Here is a 16,663-nt window from a genome sequence, read left to right on the forward strand (position 1 = left end):
GGTCGGTGACCGAGCCGGTCACCGACTTGGGCGTTCCGCACAGCACGGCGCACTGCACCGCCTTCGGATGCGCGCCGAGAGCCGCGATGGCCGTCGCCGCACCCAACGAATGGCCCATCAGGGCGAACGACAGTTCCGGGTGCTCGGCCTCGGCCATGTCGAGCAACTGCAGCGCGTTCTGAGCGAGTGCGGGGATCTGAGCAGCGTCCGTCAACTCACCCTCGGTGAGGCCGTGGCCCACGTGATCGACCGCCCACACGTCGACTCCGCGTCCGTTGAGGACCCGAGCGAAACGGTGATAGTGGCCGCTGTTCTGGCCGAGACCGTGCAGAAATACGAGACCGAAACGAGCATCGGGAACAGTCCAGTTTCGGTAATGGACAGCACCGGTGGCTCCGTCGAAAAAAGGCATTCGATCATTTTGCCTCCTCGCGACGGCATCCGCGCGCAACGTGACCGGTACCGCTCGCGATGGTGACTAGGGTGGGCGCGTGTTCCTCATCGGCGATCGCGTCATCTACAGCGCCAGCGACCTCGCCGCGGCAGCGTCGTGCGAATTCGGACTGCTCCGCCGACTCGACGGCCTCACCGGTCTGATCCCGCGGGCAACCGCCGCGCCCGATCCGATGCTCGACCGCACCTCGGCACTCGGATTCGAGCACGAACGCCGTCAGCTCGAGACATTCCAACAGCGATTCCCCGGCGGCGTTCTGACGATGGACCGACCGGGACGGACGGCACAGGAACTGGCCGACGCGGCCTGGGGGACGTTCACCGCCCTCACCTCCCGCACACCCGTGGTCTATCAGGCCACCTTCTTCGACGGCCGATTTCTCGGTTTCTGCGACTTCCTGGTGGCCGAGGGCGCTCGGTACGCCGTGTACGACACCAAGCTGTCGCGGCACGCGAAGGTTCCGGCACTGCTGCAGTTGGCGGCCTACGCGGACGCGCTGCGGTCCGGCGGTATCACTCCGAGCGACGAGGTGCACCTGATGCTCGGCGACGGCAGCGACTCCGCGCACTCGCTCGCCGAGATCCTTCCGGTCTACCGGCAGTCAAGGGGACACCTGCAACACATACTCGACGAGCACCACGCCGAGGGCACCGTCGTCGACTGGTTCGACTCGCGCTATTCCGGCTGCGGGCAGTGCGAGGCATGCACGGTCGAGGTGGAACAGCACCGCGACCTGGTTCTCGTCGCAGGCATGCGCGCGAGCACCAGGGACAGACTGCTCGACGCCGGCATCTCGACGGTCGACCAACTCGCCGCGTCGACCGGGAGCGTGGACGGCATGCCGACTCGCACGGTGACGAATCTGAGAGCTCAGGCCGCGCTGCAGGTGCGCCAGGAACACAGCGGCGACGCCGAGTTCGAGATCTTCGACGCCGACGCCCTCGGCGTGATCCCCGAGCCCGATCCGGGCGACATCTTCTTCGACTTCGAAGGCGACCCACTGTGGGCCGAGGCCGGCAGCACCGAATGGGGGCTCGAGTACCTGTTCGGCGTCTACACCGCCGACGGCGACTTCCTCCCGTTCTGGGCGCACGATCGCGCGCAGGAACGCCGCGCTCTGATCGACTTCCTCGACTACGTGACCACCCGTCGCGCCACCCACCCGAACATGCACGTCTACCACTACGCGCCGTACGAGAAGACCGCGCTGCTGCGCCTCGCCGGACGCTACGGCGTCGGTGAGGACGCGGTCGACGACCTACTGCGGGACAACGTTCTGGTGGACCTCTATCCGATCGTGCGATCTGCGGTACGCATCGGAGCCAGGTCCTACAGCATCAAGAAGCTCGAACCCCTGTACATGCCCGCCGCCCGCGACGGAGACGTCACCGATGCGGCCGCGTCGATCGTCGAATACGCGAACTGGTGCGATCTACGAGACCAGGGCAAGGACGCCGAGGCTGCTGCGTTGCTCGCCGACATCGCCGAGTACAACCGCACCGACTGCGAATCGACACTGCAACTGCGGGATTGGTTGCTGGGGCGCGCCTCGGATGCCGGTGTGCACCCGCGCGCGCCGCAACACCTCGAGCTCGAGGACGGTGCCGTCGACACCGCGAGCCCGCTCGAGCTCGAACTCGCCGACTACGCCGGTCTGCCGTGGGAGCGGACCTCCACGCAACAGGCCGTCGCACTGTTCGCCGGTTCCATCGGATATCACCGACGCGAACGAAAGCCGTTCTGGTGGGCGCACTTCGATCGCCTGACCCACCCACTGGACGAGTGGGCCGACGCGGCCGACGTGCTGAAGGTCGAGCGTGCCGAACTGGTGCACGACTGGATGAAAACTGCACCGAAGCAACGGGTTCTGCGACGGCAGCTCAAACTGCTGGGGCACCTGACGGGCGGAGTCCTGTCCAGCTCGAAGGTAAAGCTGCTCTACGACGACCCGGCCCCGGAGGGATTGCCGAAGCAGCAGCCGACCCATCGCGCGACCACGACGGTCGAGATCGTGCAGGCGGGCTACGAGGGCACCCTCGACATGGTGGTGGTGCAGGAGAACCTGCGCAAGGGAGTTGACGAGTACCCCGACTTCCCCATCGCCACCGCACCCGAACCGCCCCCGGCGACCAAGTATCTGGAGCAGGCGATCGTTGCCGTCGCCGCCGAGGTCAACGCCGCCCTGCCGCACCTTCCGCGCACGGCCGTTGCCGATCTGCTGACGCTCTCGCCGCCCCGAACCCGTTCCGGCACCGGCCTTCCCGAGGTGTACGCCGGCGACTACGCGACGGCCGTCACGGCGGCGCTGCTCGATCTCGATCTCTCCTACGTTGCCGTGCAGGGGCCGCCCGGGACCGGGAAGACGTACACCGCCGCACGGGTGATCGCCGAGTTGGTCGATGTCCATCACTGGCGGGTCGGCGTGGTGGGCCAGTCGCATCACGTGGTGAACAATCTGCTGGACACCATCGTGGCGGCAGGCGTCGACCCGGGGCGAGTGGGCAAGAAGGCACCGACATCCCATACCGTCGTGGACCCGGCGGAGTACTCCCGCTTCGTCACCGAGGCCGAGGACGGCTGCGTCATCGGCGGTACCGCCTGGGACTTCTCCAACCCCGGCCGCATTCCGCCCGAGTCGCTCGATCTCCTGGTCATCGACGAGGCCGGGCAATTCTCGTTGGCCAACACCATCGCCGTCTCGGTGTCCGCACGTAACCTGCTGCTGCTCGGCGACCCGGCGCAGCTGCCGCAGGTCAGCCAGGGCACCCACCCCGAACCCGTCGACGAGTCGGCTCTGGGTTGGATCACCAGCGGTCACCCGACGCTGCCCGCCGACCGCGGGTACTTTCTGGCCACGACGTGGCGGATGCATCCCGATCTGTGTGCGCCGGTCTCGACGCTGTCGTACGAGGGCAAACTCGAGTCCAACAGTGCTGTGACACAGGCCCGTTCGCTGGAGTCGCTTGCACCGGGACTGCACACCGTCTACCTCGACCACCACGGCAATTCCACCGACTCGGTGGAGGAAGCCGACGAGATCGTCGCCCGCGTGCAGAATCTGCTCGGTCGGCAATGGCGCGACCCGCAGTCGTTCGAGGGTGCGCGGCCCATGCACCAGGGCGACTTCCTGGTGGTCGCGGCCTACAACGCGCAGGTAGCCGTCATCGCCCTGCGACTCGCGGCCGCCGGCCTCGACGAGGTCGCGGTGGGCACCGTGGACAAGTTCCAGGGACGACAGGCACCGGTGGTGCTGATCTCGATGGCAGCGTCGGCGATCGAGGACGTTCCGCGAGGCATGGGATTCCTGTTGTCCCGCAACAGACTCAACGTCGCCGTCTCTCGTGGCCAATGGGCCGCGATACTGATCCGGTCGCGGGCACTGACCCGGTACCTGCCGTCGACCCCGGCCGGACTGGTCACTCTCGGCACCTTCATGAGCCTGTGCGAGAACGGAATTCAGCCGAACGCCATGCCCTCACCACGGTAAGTGGGGACTGCCTCGACGGAACCGTCGGCGTGCACCAGATGCAGGGTGTCGAATCGCTCGCACAGCTCGCCCGCCTTGGCATGCCGGAACCAGACGCGATCACCGATCCGGATCTCCTCGGCTCCGCTCACCGGAGTCTGCACCTCGCCGGCACCCTCGTTGCGCAGCAACCGCAGACCGGACGCCACCACTCCCCTGGCCTGTCTCGACCACGCGACCGGCCGCGGGGACCTCGATGCCGACGCCGGACCCGACGCGATGTAGCCACCACCGAACAGCGTGGCGATCTGCGGCGTCGGCTTGCGCACCGCGGGCAGCGCGAAGAACAGCGAAGGCTCGGCCGAGAATGCGCGATACCGATCGAACAGCGTCGGCGCGAACAAGCCCGATCCCGCGGTCACCTCGGTGACGACCGGATCGGCCGCCGAGAAGTCGATCGACCCGGTACCGCCACTGTTGACGATCTCGATCCGACCCACTGCCGCGGTCACGGCCTCGACCACCGCCGTTCTGCGCGTAGAGATCTCACGCGACGACAGCGACTTCATCCATTCCACCGCAAGATTGGAATCGGGCACACCGGCGATCTGTGCCTCGTAGAACATCAGACCGACCACCCGGAACCCACGCGCCTGCGCCGCCCGCGCGAAGGCGGCGACCTGCTCGGGTTCGCGCAACGGCGAACGTCTGACACCGATGTGCACCGGCCCGATCCGTAGCGAGGCATCGACGTCGATACAGACACGCGGCTTGAGAAGATCACTGTCGGTGGCGTCGCGCACGATGTCGAGTTGTGCGACGTCATCGACCATCAGCGTGATTCGTCCGGACAGAACGCGATCGTTGACGACCTGGGCGAGGGCGGTGCGATCGACCGTCGGGTACCCCATCAGGATGTCCTCCGCGCCGTGGCGCGCCAACCAGATCGCCTCACGCAGGGAGTAGGCCATGACCCCGCTCACGCCGTCGGCCGCGAGTACCCGATCCAGTACCGCCCGGCACCGAACCGACTTGCTCGCGATCCTGATCGGCACCCCGTCCGCCCGTGCTCGCAGCGCCGCGGTATTGGCATCGAGGGCAGCGGAATCGACTGCAGCCAAAGGCGATTCGAGACCCTCGGTGGCAGCGGCGATACGGGACAGTGGTGTCGTGTCGGTGGTTGCGACACCGGCGATCGAACTCATGCGGCGTATTCCTTCGTCGTCGTTGCCAGGCCTACACAGTCAAACACTCCGCAGCCCAGAAGTCCCAGCGAGCATCGGCCACGCCGGTCCTCAGCAGTCCATGGCCTTGCCCGCGATCAGCCCCGACAGGTCGTCGATCTGCGCCAGCACCTCGAGATCGTCGCCGTCGACCAACCACCGCAGCACCAGCCCGTCGAGGGTGGCCATTCCGAAACGCGCGATCGAGGCCACCGGCTCGAGCCAGCGCGTACCGGTGTGAGCGGAACACTTCTCGAAGAACAACCGGGCCTCGGAGTCTCGGATTCGGTACTGCCCACTGGCGATCTCGGCGGCCGTGGCGGACCCGAGCGCGCGATGACGCAGCAGATAGGTCTTGATCTCGTAGGCGAGCAACTGCCGATCCGGTGACTTCTCGATCAGCAACCACACCGCGCTCAGACCGCCGTGCACCAGCTCTCGCAGGCCACGGACGCCCGGGAGTTCGCGCGTGCCCACGGCACTGTCCAACGCGGCGTGCAGAATCTCGGTGACGTCGACGATGAGGTGCTCGCCCATCGCGATCACCAGATCCTGCTTGGTCTCGAAGTGGTACTGCACGATGCCCTTGGTGACCTCCGCATGCTCCGAGAGAGCGCGCACGGTCAGGGACTCGATGCCGACCCGCTCGGCGACATCGATCGCAGACTGCACCAGTTGTGCGCGTCGCACATCAGCGGGCAGCCTCGATTGCATGACCCGATCCTAGGGCGCGGGCGAGGTCTGTGCCTCGGATTGCCCCAGGGGAGCGCGCTGCGGGATAGTGATTCGATGATCGAGCGGTCGTGGCAGAACTGGGCGGGCAATCAACACGCTTTTCCGGCGAAGCGCTCCGAGCCCAGGTCGGTGGACGAGCTGCGCGCCGTGCTGGCGGGTGCCGTCGAACGATCGCGCACAGTGCGGTGCGTCGGGGCCGGCCATTCCTTCACTCCGATCGCGGTCACCAACGGCGTCCAGATCGGTCTGGATTCGCTGCGCGGCATCGAATCCGTTGTGCGCAGCGACGACGGTTCTGCCCGGGTGACGGTGCTCGCGGGCACTCGGCTGCGCGAGCTGACCGCGCGGTTGTGGGACCTCGGCCTGGCCATGACCAACCTCGGCGACATCGACGAACAGTCCGTCGCCGGAGCCATCTCCACGGGTACTCACGGAACGGGAGGCCGTTTCGGCGGCATCGCCACCCAGGTGTGCGCAGTGGAACTGATGACCGCGGACGGCGAACTCGTGCAGTGCTCTCGCGCGGAGAACACAGAACTGTTCGACGCCGCCCGCATCGGTCTCGGTGCACTCGGCGTCATCACCCGAGTCACGCTCGAGTGCGTTCCGGCCTTCGCCCTACGAGCCGTGGAAGAGCCGTCGACGTTGCGGGCAACCATGGCCGATCTCGATGCGACCGTCGCAGGCGTCGACCACTTCGAGTTCTACTGGTTTCCGCACACCGACCGCGTGCTGACCAAACGCAACACCCGGCTACCCGGCGATGCCGTGTTGAAGCCGCTGGGAAAGGTGCGCTCGTACATCGACGACGAGCTGTTGTCCAACACGGTCTTCGAGGGTCTCAACCGCATGGTGACGCGAATGCCGGCCCTGATTCCCCGGGTCAACGCGATCTCGGCCCGAGCGTTGTCGGCTCGCGAGCACACCGACCGCTCGTATCGGGTGTTCGCGTCGTCGCGGACCGTCAGGTTCGTCGAGATGGAGTACGCCGTGCCTGCGGCCGAGATCGGCTGGGTGCTGCGCGAGGTGAATCGCTGGCTCGAGCGGTCTTCGACAGCCATCGCGTTCCCTGTCGAAGTGCGCTTCGCCGCGGCCGACGACATCTGGCTCTCCACCGCGTACGGACGCCCGACGGCCTACATCGCCGTGCACCAGTACCACCGCCGCGATCACCGCGAATACTTCGATGCAGTCGAGGCCATCTGCCGCAGCGTCGACGGGCGACCGCACTGGGGCAAACTGCACTCCCTCGGCGGCGACGAGCTGCGTGATACCTACGAACACTTCGAAGATTTCCTGCGCGTCCGCGATTCGATGGACCCGGGGAAGCTGTTCGGCAGCGAGTACCTCGAGCGTCTGCTGTCGTGAGCGGTAACTCGTAGCAGGCTACGAACTACCGCGCACGACCGATTCGCTTACATTGGAGCGAGTGAGCACAGGAAAACGCGCGCTGTCCGGCATCGTCGCCGCCGGGGTGGTCCTCGGCGTCGGTGAATTGATCGCCGTCCCCATCGGACCCAACTCGTCACCGCTGACTGCCGTCGGGTCCTCGGCCGTCGACCACAGTCCGGCCCCGATCCGTGAATGGGCCATCGACACGTTCGGCACCTCCGACAAGCTCGCGCTGTTCGTCGGCATGGCCGTGGTGATCGGAGCGATTGCCGCAGCGGCCGGAATCGCCCGCAAGCCGATCGGTGCGGTGGTGTTCGCCGCACTGGGCGTTGTGGGCGTACTCGCGGCAGCGACTCGCCCCCGACGCGACGGCCTTCTACGCAGTCCCGACCATCGGCGGCGTCGTCGTGGGCATCGTCGTACTGCACGCCCTCATCGGTGCCGCCGCGCCTGCGACCGAGGGCATGAACCGACGCAGCTTCCTCACCCTCGCCGCCGGTGCCGCGGTACTCGGCGTCGTCGCCGGAACAGCCGGACGAATGCTCACCTCGGCCCGAGCAGTCACCGCCGATCGACTCGGCTTCATGCTGCCCACGCCGACCCCGCAACCCCCGATACCGGCGGGGGCGGACCTGAAGATCGACGGCCTCGCGTCGTACATCACCCCGAACGACGACTTCTACCGCATCGACACCGCACTGGTCGTACCGCGGGTGGCGTCGGATACGTGGTCGTTGCGGATCCACGGCATGGTGGACCGCGAGATCGAGCTGACGTTCGCCGACCTTGCGCAAAGACAAGCAGTGGAAAAGACCGTCACCCTGACTTGCGTGTCCAACATCGTCGGCGGTGATCTCGTGGGCAACGCAACGTGGATCGGCTACCCGCTCAAGGACATTCTCGAAGAAGCAGGCATCTCCCCCGACGCAGACATGGCGCTGTCGTCGAGCAGTGACGCCTTCACCGCGGGCACTCCCCTCGAGGTTCTGCTCGACGGCCGCGACGCCCTGCTGGCGGTCGGCATGAACGGCGCACCGCTGCCCGTCGAGCACGGCTACCCGGCGCGGCTCGTCGTCCCCCGGTCTGTACGGATACGTCTCGGCGACCAAGTGGGTCACCGACATCGAGATCACCCGATTCGACAGCGCGACGGCATACTGGACCGACCGCGGCTGGGGCGCACGCGGACCGATCAAGACGGCCTCGCGAATCGACACTCCACGATCGGGCAGTTCCGTGCCCGCCGGGCGGACCGTGATCGCGGGCGTCGCCTGGGACCAACACACCGGCATCGACGCCGTGGAAGTGCAAGTGGACGAGGGCAACTGGGTGCCGACAACACTGTCGGAGGAGTACTCCAAGGACACCTGGCGGCAATGGACTGTAGAACTCGACCTACCCGCAGGCCAACACTCGATCCGAGCGCGCGCCACCAACTCCGCAGGCGAGCTACAGACCAACCAGACCGCCGACACCGTTCCCGACGGTGCCACCGGCTACCCGCGAATCTCGGTGACGGCGAGCTGATCTAGACAGTCTGGAAGCTCGCGCGGATCGAGTTCTCGGCCAACTGCTTTCGCTCGGCCCCGGTGAGGCCCATTCCCGCTTCGAGGGCAGAGAAGTTGTCGTCGACGTAGCCACCGAAGTAGGCGGGATCGTCGGAATTGATCGACACGAGAAGTCCGCGCTCGAGCATCTGCCGCAGCGGTAGCTGCCCGACATTGTCGATCACCTTGAGCCGGACGTTGGACAGCGGGCACACGGTGAGCGGAATCTGTTCCTCGACAAGTCGATTCACCAGCGCCTCGTCTTCGAGGCACCGCACACCGTGGTCGATGCGCTCGACCTTCAGCAGGTCCAGTGCCTGCCAGATGTAATCGGGCGGCCCCTCTTCGCCGGCGTGGGCGACGACGTGCAACCCCTCGGCGCGCGCCTTGGCGAACACGTCCACGAACAGCGACGGCGGATAGCCCACCTCTGCGGAATCGAGACCGAGACCGATGATCGGGGCCTGCATCGCCAATAGATCGTCCAGCAGTTGATTGGCGTGCAGCACCGGCTTGTCTCGCAGGATCGACGCGATCAACCCACTGGTGACGCCGAACTCGCGCTCGCTGGAAGCGCAGGCGTCGGCCAATCCGTCGACGACGGCCTCGAGGGGGGACACCGCGCTCGGTGTGCGCCTGCGGATCGAAGAAGATCTCCGCGTGCGTCACCCCGGCCTGCGCGGTGCGGCGGAAGTAGGCCCGGGCGAGGTCGGCGAAATCCTCGCCCGTGCGCAGCACGGCCATGTTCGCGTAGTACAGATCCAGGAACGACTGCAGGTCGGTGAACTCGTACTTCGCGCGCAGTCCGTCGATGTCGTTGTACGGCAACGACAATCCGTTGCGCTCGGCGAGCTCGAATATCAGCGGAGGTTCGAGTGACCCCTCGATGTGCAGGTGCAGTTCGGCCAGCTGGTCAGTACTCACTCACCCGATGCTACTTGCCCGTGTACGTCGCCTTGCCCGGACCGACCTCGAGGAAGCTCTTCACCGCACCCCGCAGATCCTCTGTCTCGAACAGTGCGCCGGAGACCTCCGAGGTGATCTCGTCCGCATGGGCCACACCGCCCGAACGCCACGCTGCCACAATCTGTTTCGTTGCCGCATGCGCGACGGTGGGTCCGTCGGCCAGTCGATGTGCCAGAGCGAGCGCCGCGGCGTCGACGTCGTCATGGATCTGATTGACCACGCCCCACTCCTTCAGCGTCTGCGCGTCGTACAGGTCACCGGTCATGACGAGCTCCCGAGCACGACCCGAACCGGCCCGCTCGGCGAGGCGCTGCGGCCCTCCCATCGACGGCGTCAACCCGACGACGGTCTCGACCAGACCGAACTTGGCCTTGGGACCGGCAAGAATGATGTCGCACGCCAGCGAGATCTCGAATGCCGCGGTGAGCGTCAGACCGTGCGCGGCGTAGATCACCGGGCAGGGCAGCGCCTCGAGCGGATGAGCAATCTGCGCGAACAGACCACTCCACAGATCGGCACCCTGCGCGGCGGACAGGCCCTCGAAGACATGCACGTCGACACCCGCGGAGTTCACCTTGCCCTCGGCGCGCAGCAATACCGCCCGCGGAGGTCGCGCGACGAGATCGGCGACATCAGCGACCACCGCGTCGAACATGGCCTGATCGAAGAGGTTGAGCGGGCCGTGATCGAAGGTGAGGACGGCGACCTCGGCGCCTGCCGCGGTGGTGGTACGAACGAGCGAAGTGGGTGCGTCAGCCATGGTTCGCATAGTGCCACACCGGTCCGTGGCGGTTGTTACCAACGAGTATTGTGCCCAGGTAACTCACCGTTACCGAGAGGAACAGATACATGAAGCGCAGCCTGTTCGAGGCCGATCACGAGGACTTCCGTGCGTCGGTGCGCGAGTTCGTCACCCGTACCATCACACCGGTCGAGGAGAAGCTCGTCGAACAGCGGTACATCGACCGGGAGATCTGGCTCGAAGCAGGACGGAACGGCTTCCTCGGACTCGAAGTGCCGGAAGAATACGGCGGCAGCGGAGCCGAGGACTACCGATTCAACGCCGTCCTCGCCGAGGAACTCGCCCGCTCGAGTGCCGCGGTGGCGTCGTGCTTCGGTATTCACGTCGACATCGTCGCGCCCTACCTGGTCAAGCTCACCACCGAGGAGCAGAAGAAGCGCTGGCTCCCCGGCTTCTGCAGCGGCGAGATCCTCACCGCGATCGCGATGACCGAACCGTCCGGCGGCTCCGACCTGGCCGCGCTGAAGACCACCGCCGTCAAGGACGGCGACGACTTCATCATCAACGGTTCGAAGACCTTCATCACCAACGGCAATTCCGCAGACCTCGTCATCGTCGCCACCCGAACGACGCCGGAGAAGAAGGCCAAGGGCATCACGCTCTTCGCCGTCGAGAACGGCACCGAAGGATTCTCCCGCGGCCGCAAGCTCGACAAGGTCGGCCAGCCCGAATCCGACACGGCCGAGCTGTTCTTCGAGAACGTGCGCGTCCCGAGCTCGAACATGATCGGCGAATTCGACGGCGGCTTCATCCACATGATGCAGCTGCTCCCCCAGGAACGGATCAGCTGCTCGGTGGCCAACCTCGGACACGTCCGCCCCATCCTCGAAGAGACGCTGCAATACGCCAAGGATCGCAAGGCGTTCGGCCAGCAGATCGGCTCACTGCAGTGGAACAAGTTCCTGCTCGCCGAGCTCGTCACCAAACTCGATGTGGCACAGGCGTACATCGACAACTGCATCGCCGCGCACGGCATCGGTGAACTGACGGCCATCGACGCCGCCAAGGCGAAGTGGTGGAGCTCGCAGGTACAGAACGAAATCCTCGACCACTGCGTCCAGCTGCACGGCGGCTACGGATTCATGAACGAATACCGTGCCGCTCGGGCATGGAAAGACGCTCGCGTGACCAAGATCTGGGCCGGATCGAACGAAATCATGAAGGAACTCATCGGCCGCGATCTGGGCCTGTAGTGCGCTTCGCGCAGTGGTGTGGTTGTGTGCCGCAGGGGGCACCTAACCGCACCACTGCCGCAGGCACTACTTGAACGCAGGCCGAGCGTAGAAGCAGACCGCAATCATGCCGACGATCAACACGGCAGCGGGCAGAATCAGCGACTGCGCCATTGCGGTGGTGAAGCCGTCACGCAGCATCTCGGGCACTCGGCCGGCGAATTCGTTTGCCTCCGATGCCGATCCACCGGTAGGTAGTTCGGCGGCCAAGCGCGATTGGATGAGCGCGCCGATGCCCGCACTACCGAGCACGGAGCCGATCATGCGGGTGGTGTTGTAGATGCCCGAGCCCGCGCCGGCCTGGCTCATCGGCAGATTGCGCGTCGCCGTGGCGGCCAGCGGTGACCAGATCAACGCATTCGCCACACCCATCGCTGCGACGGGGAGCAGCAACTTCCAGATCGCGGTGGTGGGTGTCATCTCGTAGGCGAACCACAGCAGCGACGCGGCCAGAATGAACAGTCCCGAACCGGCGATGTAGCGGGGATGGGTCCTGTCGACGAGCCTGCCGACATTGGGTGCAAGAAGGCCGGTCAGCAGGGCCATCGGCACGAACAGCAAAGCCGAACGTGTCGGGGTGAGCCCGGTGACGCTCTGTGCGTAGAACATGATCGGCAGCATCATGCCGGACATCGCGAAACCCATTGCGGCGATACCGATGTTGGACAGCGAGAAGTTGCGATCGCGGAAGAGCGCCAACGGAACCAGCGGTTCGCGCTTGTTCACCGCCTGCCAGTAGACGAACCCGGCGAAGACGAGCAGTCCGACGCCGATGAGGATCCAGATACCCGTCCCCCAGTCGTACTTCTGACCCTCCTGGATGCCGAACACGATGCAGAACAGTCCGATTGCGCTCATTGCGACACCGAGGAGATCGAACTTGTGGTCGTTCGTGGGCAGAACAGGAACGAACCTGAGCGCCAACGCAATTGCGACGACGCCGACCGGCAGATTGATGAAGAAGATCCACTCCCAGCCGAGGGAGTCGACCAGGACGCCGCCGAGGATCGGGCCTACGAGTGTCGCCACGCCTGCGACGGCACCCCACGCCCCCATGGCCGTTCCGCGCTTCTCGGCGGGGAACACCCGGGTGATCACGGCCATCGTCTGCGGGGTGATCATCGCAGCACCGATGCCCTGGACTGCACGAGCCGCGATGAGCATCTCGATGGACCCGGAGAGGCCACACCATGCCGACGCGAGTGTGAACAGGACGAGGCCGGCGATGTAGAGGTTTCTGGGACCGAACTTGTCACCGAGACGCCCGGTGACGAGCAGCGGCACCGCATAGGCCAGCAGATACGCGCTGGTCACCCAGATGACGTTGTTGATGTCGGTGTTCAGGCCCGCGAGGATGGCCGGCTGAGCGACGGCCACGATGGTGGTGTCGACCAGAATCATGAAGAAACCGAGGCACAGCGCCCACAGGGCGGGCCAGGGTTTGATCTCTCGTTGCGGCGGAGCGGTCTCGACGACGTTCATGTGCTCTCCTGGTTCCGATCCGTCAGCGTCGTGTGCTGTGCGGAAATGTCGTGCGGCCACGGGAGATCGCCGCTGTCGATACGTTCGATGTATCGGGTCAACCAGCTCACCTCCGCGGACTGCATATGGTGGAGGTAATCGATTCCGGCCCAATAGATTTCGGAGACCTTCCGGTCTGCGGCAAGCTGCTGGTAGCCGGCCAGCTCCGCGATATCCTCGGCCAGGTCTTCGATGCGGCCGCGCAGATGGGCGACAGCCTCGGACGCCGACAGGTTGTGCATCTCGGAAAGACCGAGAACGAATTGCGGATACTCGCGCACCGGAGTTCGAAGAATCTCCGCAAGTCGATCGGTGAGCACTCGACGTCCAGCGGGCGTGATCTCGTAGGTCGTGCGTTCCGGACGGTTGCCACCGCGGTCCGTACCCACTTCGGTGACCAGCTCACGCTCGTGCAGCCTGGTCACCGCGTGATAGAGCGATCCGGGGCGGATCTTGACGATGCGATCCTCTTTGCGCGACAACAGAAGTTGATACATCTCGTAGGGATGCATCGGACCTTCCGACAGCAAGGCGAGCACCGATACGCCCAGGGGATTGACCGCTCCATCCCGCATCGCCCCACCCCCGGTCTGATACTCCGCTCGAATTATTCCGACTGGAATATATGGGTCCCGGCGAGTGCAAAGCAACCCGGACAATCCTCCGACCTGCGGATCTATCGGACATACAACACACACAGGGCACCGACCGAGGTCGATGCCCTGTAAAACAGACGAAGGCCGGATACTCGGAATTTCTTCCGTGTATCCGGCCTTGTCACCGAGTTTCTGGTGAAACTTACTTCGAGAAGTTCACTCCACCAGGAGAAGTCGGGTTACGAAGCTTGAATCAGATGGCGCGGACGCCGGTAGCCTGGGGGCCCTTCTGACCCTGGCCCACCTCGAACTCCACGCGCTGGCCCTCGTCGAGCGACTTGAAGCCGCTACCCTGAATCTCCGAGTAATGAACGAAAACGTCCGGTCCGCCACCATCCTGCTCGATGAAGCCGAAGCCCTTTTCGCCGTTGAACCACTTCACACTGCCCTGCGTCATTCTGTAAACCTTCTGTAAGCGAGCTAGATCTTCACGTCGAAGCTCTAATCTCAAAAGTGAGTCTGCCATCTATCGGCGCTGAGCGAAACACCGGGGGCAAAAAAGTTCGAAAGATTGCTTTGGGACGGTGAAACCGAAACGTCGCCCAGCGCCTCTGTGGCTAGGGTTCAGACGTGGATTTTCCCCTTCTCGATGCCGGCCCGTTCGATTCCCACCGACTCGACATCGTCCGCCTGGCCTGGTGTCGCCGGTTGCAGCTGGACGATCGCGCCCTCGACACCGACGCCGACCGCGTCGAACATGTCGGTGCCACCGAGGACATCACCGTGCTGCGACTGGCCGAGACCACCGTGATCGTCGGTCCGTCCTGGGCCGTCGAAGCATCACGCGCGATCGCCGGCCACGCCGGTACCGACCGAACCTGGATCTCGTTGCTGCTGGGTGACCGCTCGGAGCGCTACGAGATCGGCAGTCACATGCTGGCCTACGGCTCGGACATCGGCCACACCATCGACGTACACGACCCGCTGATCTCCCACGATGCGGAACACGCACGCAACCTCGCCGCGCACTGCAGTGACGCCGACGTCGCCGAAGCATTCGGCGAACCGGTCTCGCGACACTGGTTCACATTGCTCGGCGACGACCGACCGGCGGACTCGGCGCGCTCCCTCGCCTCGGCCGGCTACTCGGAAGAGCAACTGATCCTGGCCGACATGCGGGTCCTGACGGACCCGGACCATCGCCGACGGGGCCACGCCCAGGTGGTCGGCAGGTTGGCAACCAACGACGCCATCGACGACGGCCTGATTCCGCAGTGGCGATCGCGACCCGAGAACGCCAGTGCTCGACGCCTCGCCGCGCGGCTGGGTTACGTGGAGATCGGCGCGTGTCACACCGCCGTACCGCGCGCTGATCGAGATTGAGTCGGCTCCGAACTGGGTAGCGTCGACAGAACAGATCGATGCGAGGAGTGATCAACATGGCCGACGATGCCGCCTACGTGAAGCCGGGTAAGGAATTCAAGCGCGACACCAACTACATCCCGACGCGGATCACCGCCGACGGCCGGGACGGCTACCCGGTGGAGCCGGGACGGTATCGACTGATCGCCGCGCGCGCCTGCCCGTGGGCCCATAGGTCCATCATCGTTCGTCGATTGCTCGGCCTCGAAGACGTGCTGTCGCTGGGTATTCCGGGACCGACCCACGACCCACGCAGCTGGAACTTTCAGGAAGAGCCGGGCGGCGTCGACTCGGTGCTGCAGATCCCGAGGTTGCAGGATGCGTACTTCGCCCGCTTCCCGGAGTACGAGCGCGGCATCACCGTCCCCGCCATCGTCGATGTTCCCACCGGCGAGGTCGTCACCAACGACTACCCGCAGATCACACTCGACCTGTCCACCGAGTGGACTCAGTACCACCGCGCCGGAGCCCCCGATCTGTACCCCGAGGCGCTGCGCGGCGAGATCGATGAGGTGGCCGATCTCGTGTTCCGAGACGTCAACAACGGCGTCTACCGCTGCGGATTCGCCGGCTCGCAAGAGGCGTACGACAAGGCCTACGATCAACTGTTCGACCGTCTCGACTGGCTCGTCGAACGCCTGTCCACGCAGCGCTACCTCGTCGGGGACCACATCACCGAGGCCGACGTGCGCCTGTTCACCACGCTCGTGCGCTTCGATCCGGTCTACCACGGCCACTTCAAGTGCAATCGAAGCAAGCTCAGCGAGATGCCGGTGCTGTGGAACTACGCACGCGACCTGTTCCAGACCCCCGGATTCGGCGACACCGTCGACTTCGACCACATCAAGCGGCACTACTACGAGGTGCACACCGACATCAATCCGTCGGGCATCGTCCCCAAGGGCCCGGATCTGACCGGATGGCTCGAACCACACGGCCGCGAATCCCTGGGAGGATCACCCTTCGGCGACGGCACCGCTCCCCCGCCGCCGAAGCCCGAGGAACTCGTTCCATCCGATCACTGGGTGCACTGACTCACAACTCTCCAGAAGAAAGAGGACCGATGGCCGGCAAGAAGGACGACGCACAGGTCGAGGTCGGGGGCGGAGGCAAGCTCGAACGCGCGCTGGTCAACATCCTCGACAACGCCAGCCGCCTCCAGGGACCCGCCGTCGACAAATACGTCGCGCACGTGCGTCGAGCACACCCGTACGACACCCCGGCACAGATCATCGAACGCCTCGAGAAGCGATTCCTGCTCGCCGTCACCGGCAGCGGCTCGGCGGTGGGCGGGTGCCGCGGCGATC

The 16,663-nt window shown here is 65.4% G+C and carries 13 protein-coding genes and 3 pseudogenes; 7 read left to right on the forward strand and 9 right to left on the reverse strand.

What is annotated here, in order from left to right:
- Positions 1–412 (reverse strand): alpha/beta fold hydrolase (locus RHBS_RS12560; protein WP_237669190.1); only part of this gene is annotated, 412 nt, incomplete at its 3' end.
- 79 nt (positions 413–491) lie between these two features.
- Here RHBS_RS12560 and RHBS_RS12565 point away from each other — a divergent pair.
- Entirely contained in the window at positions 492–3,941 is a 3,450-nt protein-coding gene (locus RHBS_RS12565; protein ID WP_121873218.1) for a bifunctional RecB family nuclease/DEAD/DEAH box helicase, read from the forward strand.
- Here RHBS_RS12565 and RHBS_RS12570 read toward each other — a convergent pair.
- Both RHBS_RS12570 and RHBS_RS12575 read right to left on the reverse strand, forming a co-directional pair.
- Entirely contained in the window at positions 3,911–5,125 is a 1,215-nt protein-coding gene (locus tag RHBS_RS12570) for an alanine racemase (RefSeq protein ID WP_121873219.1), read from the reverse strand. The genes RHBS_RS12565 and RHBS_RS12570 overlap by 31 nt on opposite strands.
- 90 nt (positions 5,126–5,215) lie before the next feature.
- A complete protein-coding gene (locus RHBS_RS12575) occupies positions 5,216–5,857 on the reverse strand; it encodes a TetR/AcrR family transcriptional regulator (protein ID WP_121873220.1) in 642 nt (213 codons plus the stop codon).
- Positions 5,858–5,932: 75 nt separating this feature from the next.
- Here RHBS_RS12575 and RHBS_RS12580 point away from each other — a divergent pair, with 75 nt between their 5' ends.
- On the forward strand, positions 5,933–7,246 hold the full coding sequence (locus tag RHBS_RS12580) for a D-arabinono-1,4-lactone oxidase (RefSeq protein ID WP_121873221.1): 1,314 nt from the start codon (positions 5,933–5,935) through the stop codon (positions 7,244–7,246).
- 18 nt (positions 7,247–7,264) lie between these two features.
- Here RHBS_RS12580 and RHBS_RS32210 read toward each other — a convergent pair whose 3' ends face one another.
- Positions 7,265–7,564: a hypothetical protein gene (locus RHBS_RS32210; protein WP_374700588.1), complete on the reverse strand. Its 300-nt coding sequence runs from the start codon at positions 7,562–7,564 to the stop codon at positions 7,265–7,267.
- Between RHBS_RS32210 and RHBS_RS12585 the strand changes: the two are divergent.
- A pseudogene (locus RHBS_RS12585) lies at positions 7,455–8,797 on the forward strand (molybdopterin-dependent oxidoreductase). The gene RHBS_RS32210 and the pseudogene RHBS_RS12585 overlap by 110 nt on opposite strands.
- Position 8,798: 1 nt before the next feature.
- Here RHBS_RS12585 and RHBS_RS12590 read toward each other — a convergent pair.
- Positions 8,799–9,741: pseudogene (locus RHBS_RS12590) on the reverse strand (adenosine deaminase).
- Positions 9,742–9,751: 10 nt separating this feature from the next.
- Positions 9,752–10,543, reverse strand: coding sequence for an enoyl-CoA hydratase/isomerase family protein (locus tag RHBS_RS12595; protein WP_121873570.1), 792 nt, complete (start codon positions 10,541–10,543; stop codon positions 9,752–9,754).
- Positions 10,544–10,632: 89 nt separating this feature from the next.
- On the opposite strand from RHBS_RS12595, the gene RHBS_RS12600 reads away from it, so the two are divergent.
- Entirely contained in the window at positions 10,633–11,778 is a 1,146-nt protein-coding gene (locus RHBS_RS12600) for an acyl-CoA dehydrogenase family protein (protein ID WP_032396497.1), read from the forward strand.
- Positions 11,779–11,844: 66 nt separating this feature from the next.
- Here RHBS_RS12600 and RHBS_RS12605 read toward each other — a convergent pair whose 3' ends face one another.
- The 3 genes from RHBS_RS12605 to RHBS_RS12615 all read right to left on the reverse strand — a co-directional run bounded on the left by RHBS_RS12605 (position 11,845) and on the right by RHBS_RS12615 (position 14,391).
- Positions 11,845–13,299, reverse strand: a complete 1,455-nt coding sequence (locus tag RHBS_RS12605) for a DHA2 family efflux MFS transporter permease subunit (RefSeq protein ID WP_128645702.1) — start codon at positions 13,297–13,299, stop codon at positions 11,845–11,847.
- Entirely contained in the window at positions 13,296–13,913 is a 618-nt protein-coding gene (locus RHBS_RS12610) for a PadR family transcriptional regulator (RefSeq protein ID WP_121873225.1), read from the reverse strand. Before RHBS_RS12610 ends, RHBS_RS12605 begins: the two co-directional genes overlap by 4 nt.
- A 274-nt stretch (positions 13,914–14,187) precedes the next feature.
- Complete coding sequence (locus RHBS_RS12615) at positions 14,188–14,391, reverse strand: cold-shock protein (RefSeq protein ID WP_008714360.1); 204 nt, start codon at positions 14,389–14,391, stop codon at positions 14,188–14,190.
- Between the two features lie 173 nt (positions 14,392–14,564).
- Between RHBS_RS12615 and RHBS_RS12620 the strand changes: the two genes are divergently transcribed.
- From RHBS_RS12620 to RHBS_RS12630, 3 genes and pseudogenes are all read left to right on the forward strand, one after another.
- Positions 14,565–15,317, forward strand: a complete 753-nt coding sequence (locus RHBS_RS12620; RefSeq protein WP_121873226.1) for a GNAT family N-acetyltransferase — start codon at positions 14,565–14,567, stop codon at positions 15,315–15,317.
- A gap of 56 nt (positions 15,318–15,373) precedes the next feature.
- Entirely contained in the window at positions 15,374–16,390 is a 1,017-nt protein-coding gene (locus tag RHBS_RS12625) for a glutathione S-transferase family protein (protein ID WP_121873571.1), read from the forward strand.
- Positions 16,391–16,419: 29 nt separating this feature from the next.
- Positions 16,420–16,663, forward strand: a pseudogene (locus RHBS_RS12630) (YbdD/YjiX family protein); the annotation flags it as partial.

This window comes from Rhodococcus sp. BS-15, from assembly GCF_000813105.1.
Taxonomy (GTDB): Bacteria; Actinomycetota; Actinomycetes; order Mycobacteriales; family Mycobacteriaceae; genus Rhodococcoides.

What these genes read in the sequence shown, in the direction of transcription:
- RHBS_RS12570 (WP_121873219.1), bottom strand. Translation starts at nt 5,125, where the DNA reads ATGAGTTCGATCGCCGGTGTCGCAACCACCGACACGACACCACTGTCC.
- RHBS_RS12575 (WP_121873220.1), bottom strand. Translation starts at nt 5,857, where the DNA reads ATGCAATCGAGGCTGCCCGCTGATGTGCGACGCGCACAACTGGTGCAG.
- RHBS_RS12580 (WP_121873221.1), top strand. Translation starts at nt 5,933, where the DNA reads ATGATCGAGCGGTCGTGGCAGAACTGGGCGGGCAATCAACACGCTTTT.
- RHBS_RS12595 (WP_121873570.1), bottom strand. Translation starts at nt 10,543, where the DNA reads ATGGCTGACGCACCCACTTCGCTCGTTCGTACCACCACCGCGGCAGGC.
- RHBS_RS12600 (WP_032396497.1), top strand. Translation starts at nt 10,633, where the DNA reads ATGAAGCGCAGCCTGTTCGAGGCCGATCACGAGGACTTCCGTGCGTCG.
- RHBS_RS12605 (WP_128645702.1), bottom strand. Translation starts at nt 13,299, where the DNA reads ATGAACGTCGTCGAGACCGCTCCGCCGCAACGAGAGATCAAACCCTGG.
- RHBS_RS12610 (WP_121873225.1), bottom strand. Translation starts at nt 13,913, where the DNA reads ATGCGGGATGGAGCGGTCAATCCCCTGGGCGTATCGGTGCTCGCCTTG.
- RHBS_RS12615 (WP_008714360.1), bottom strand. Translation starts at nt 14,391, where the DNA reads ATGACGCAGGGCAGTGTGAAGTGGTTCAACGGCGAAAAGGGCTTCGGC.
- RHBS_RS12625 (WP_121873571.1), top strand. Translation starts at nt 15,374, where the DNA reads ATGGCCGACGATGCCGCCTACGTGAAGCCGGGTAAGGAATTCAAGCGC.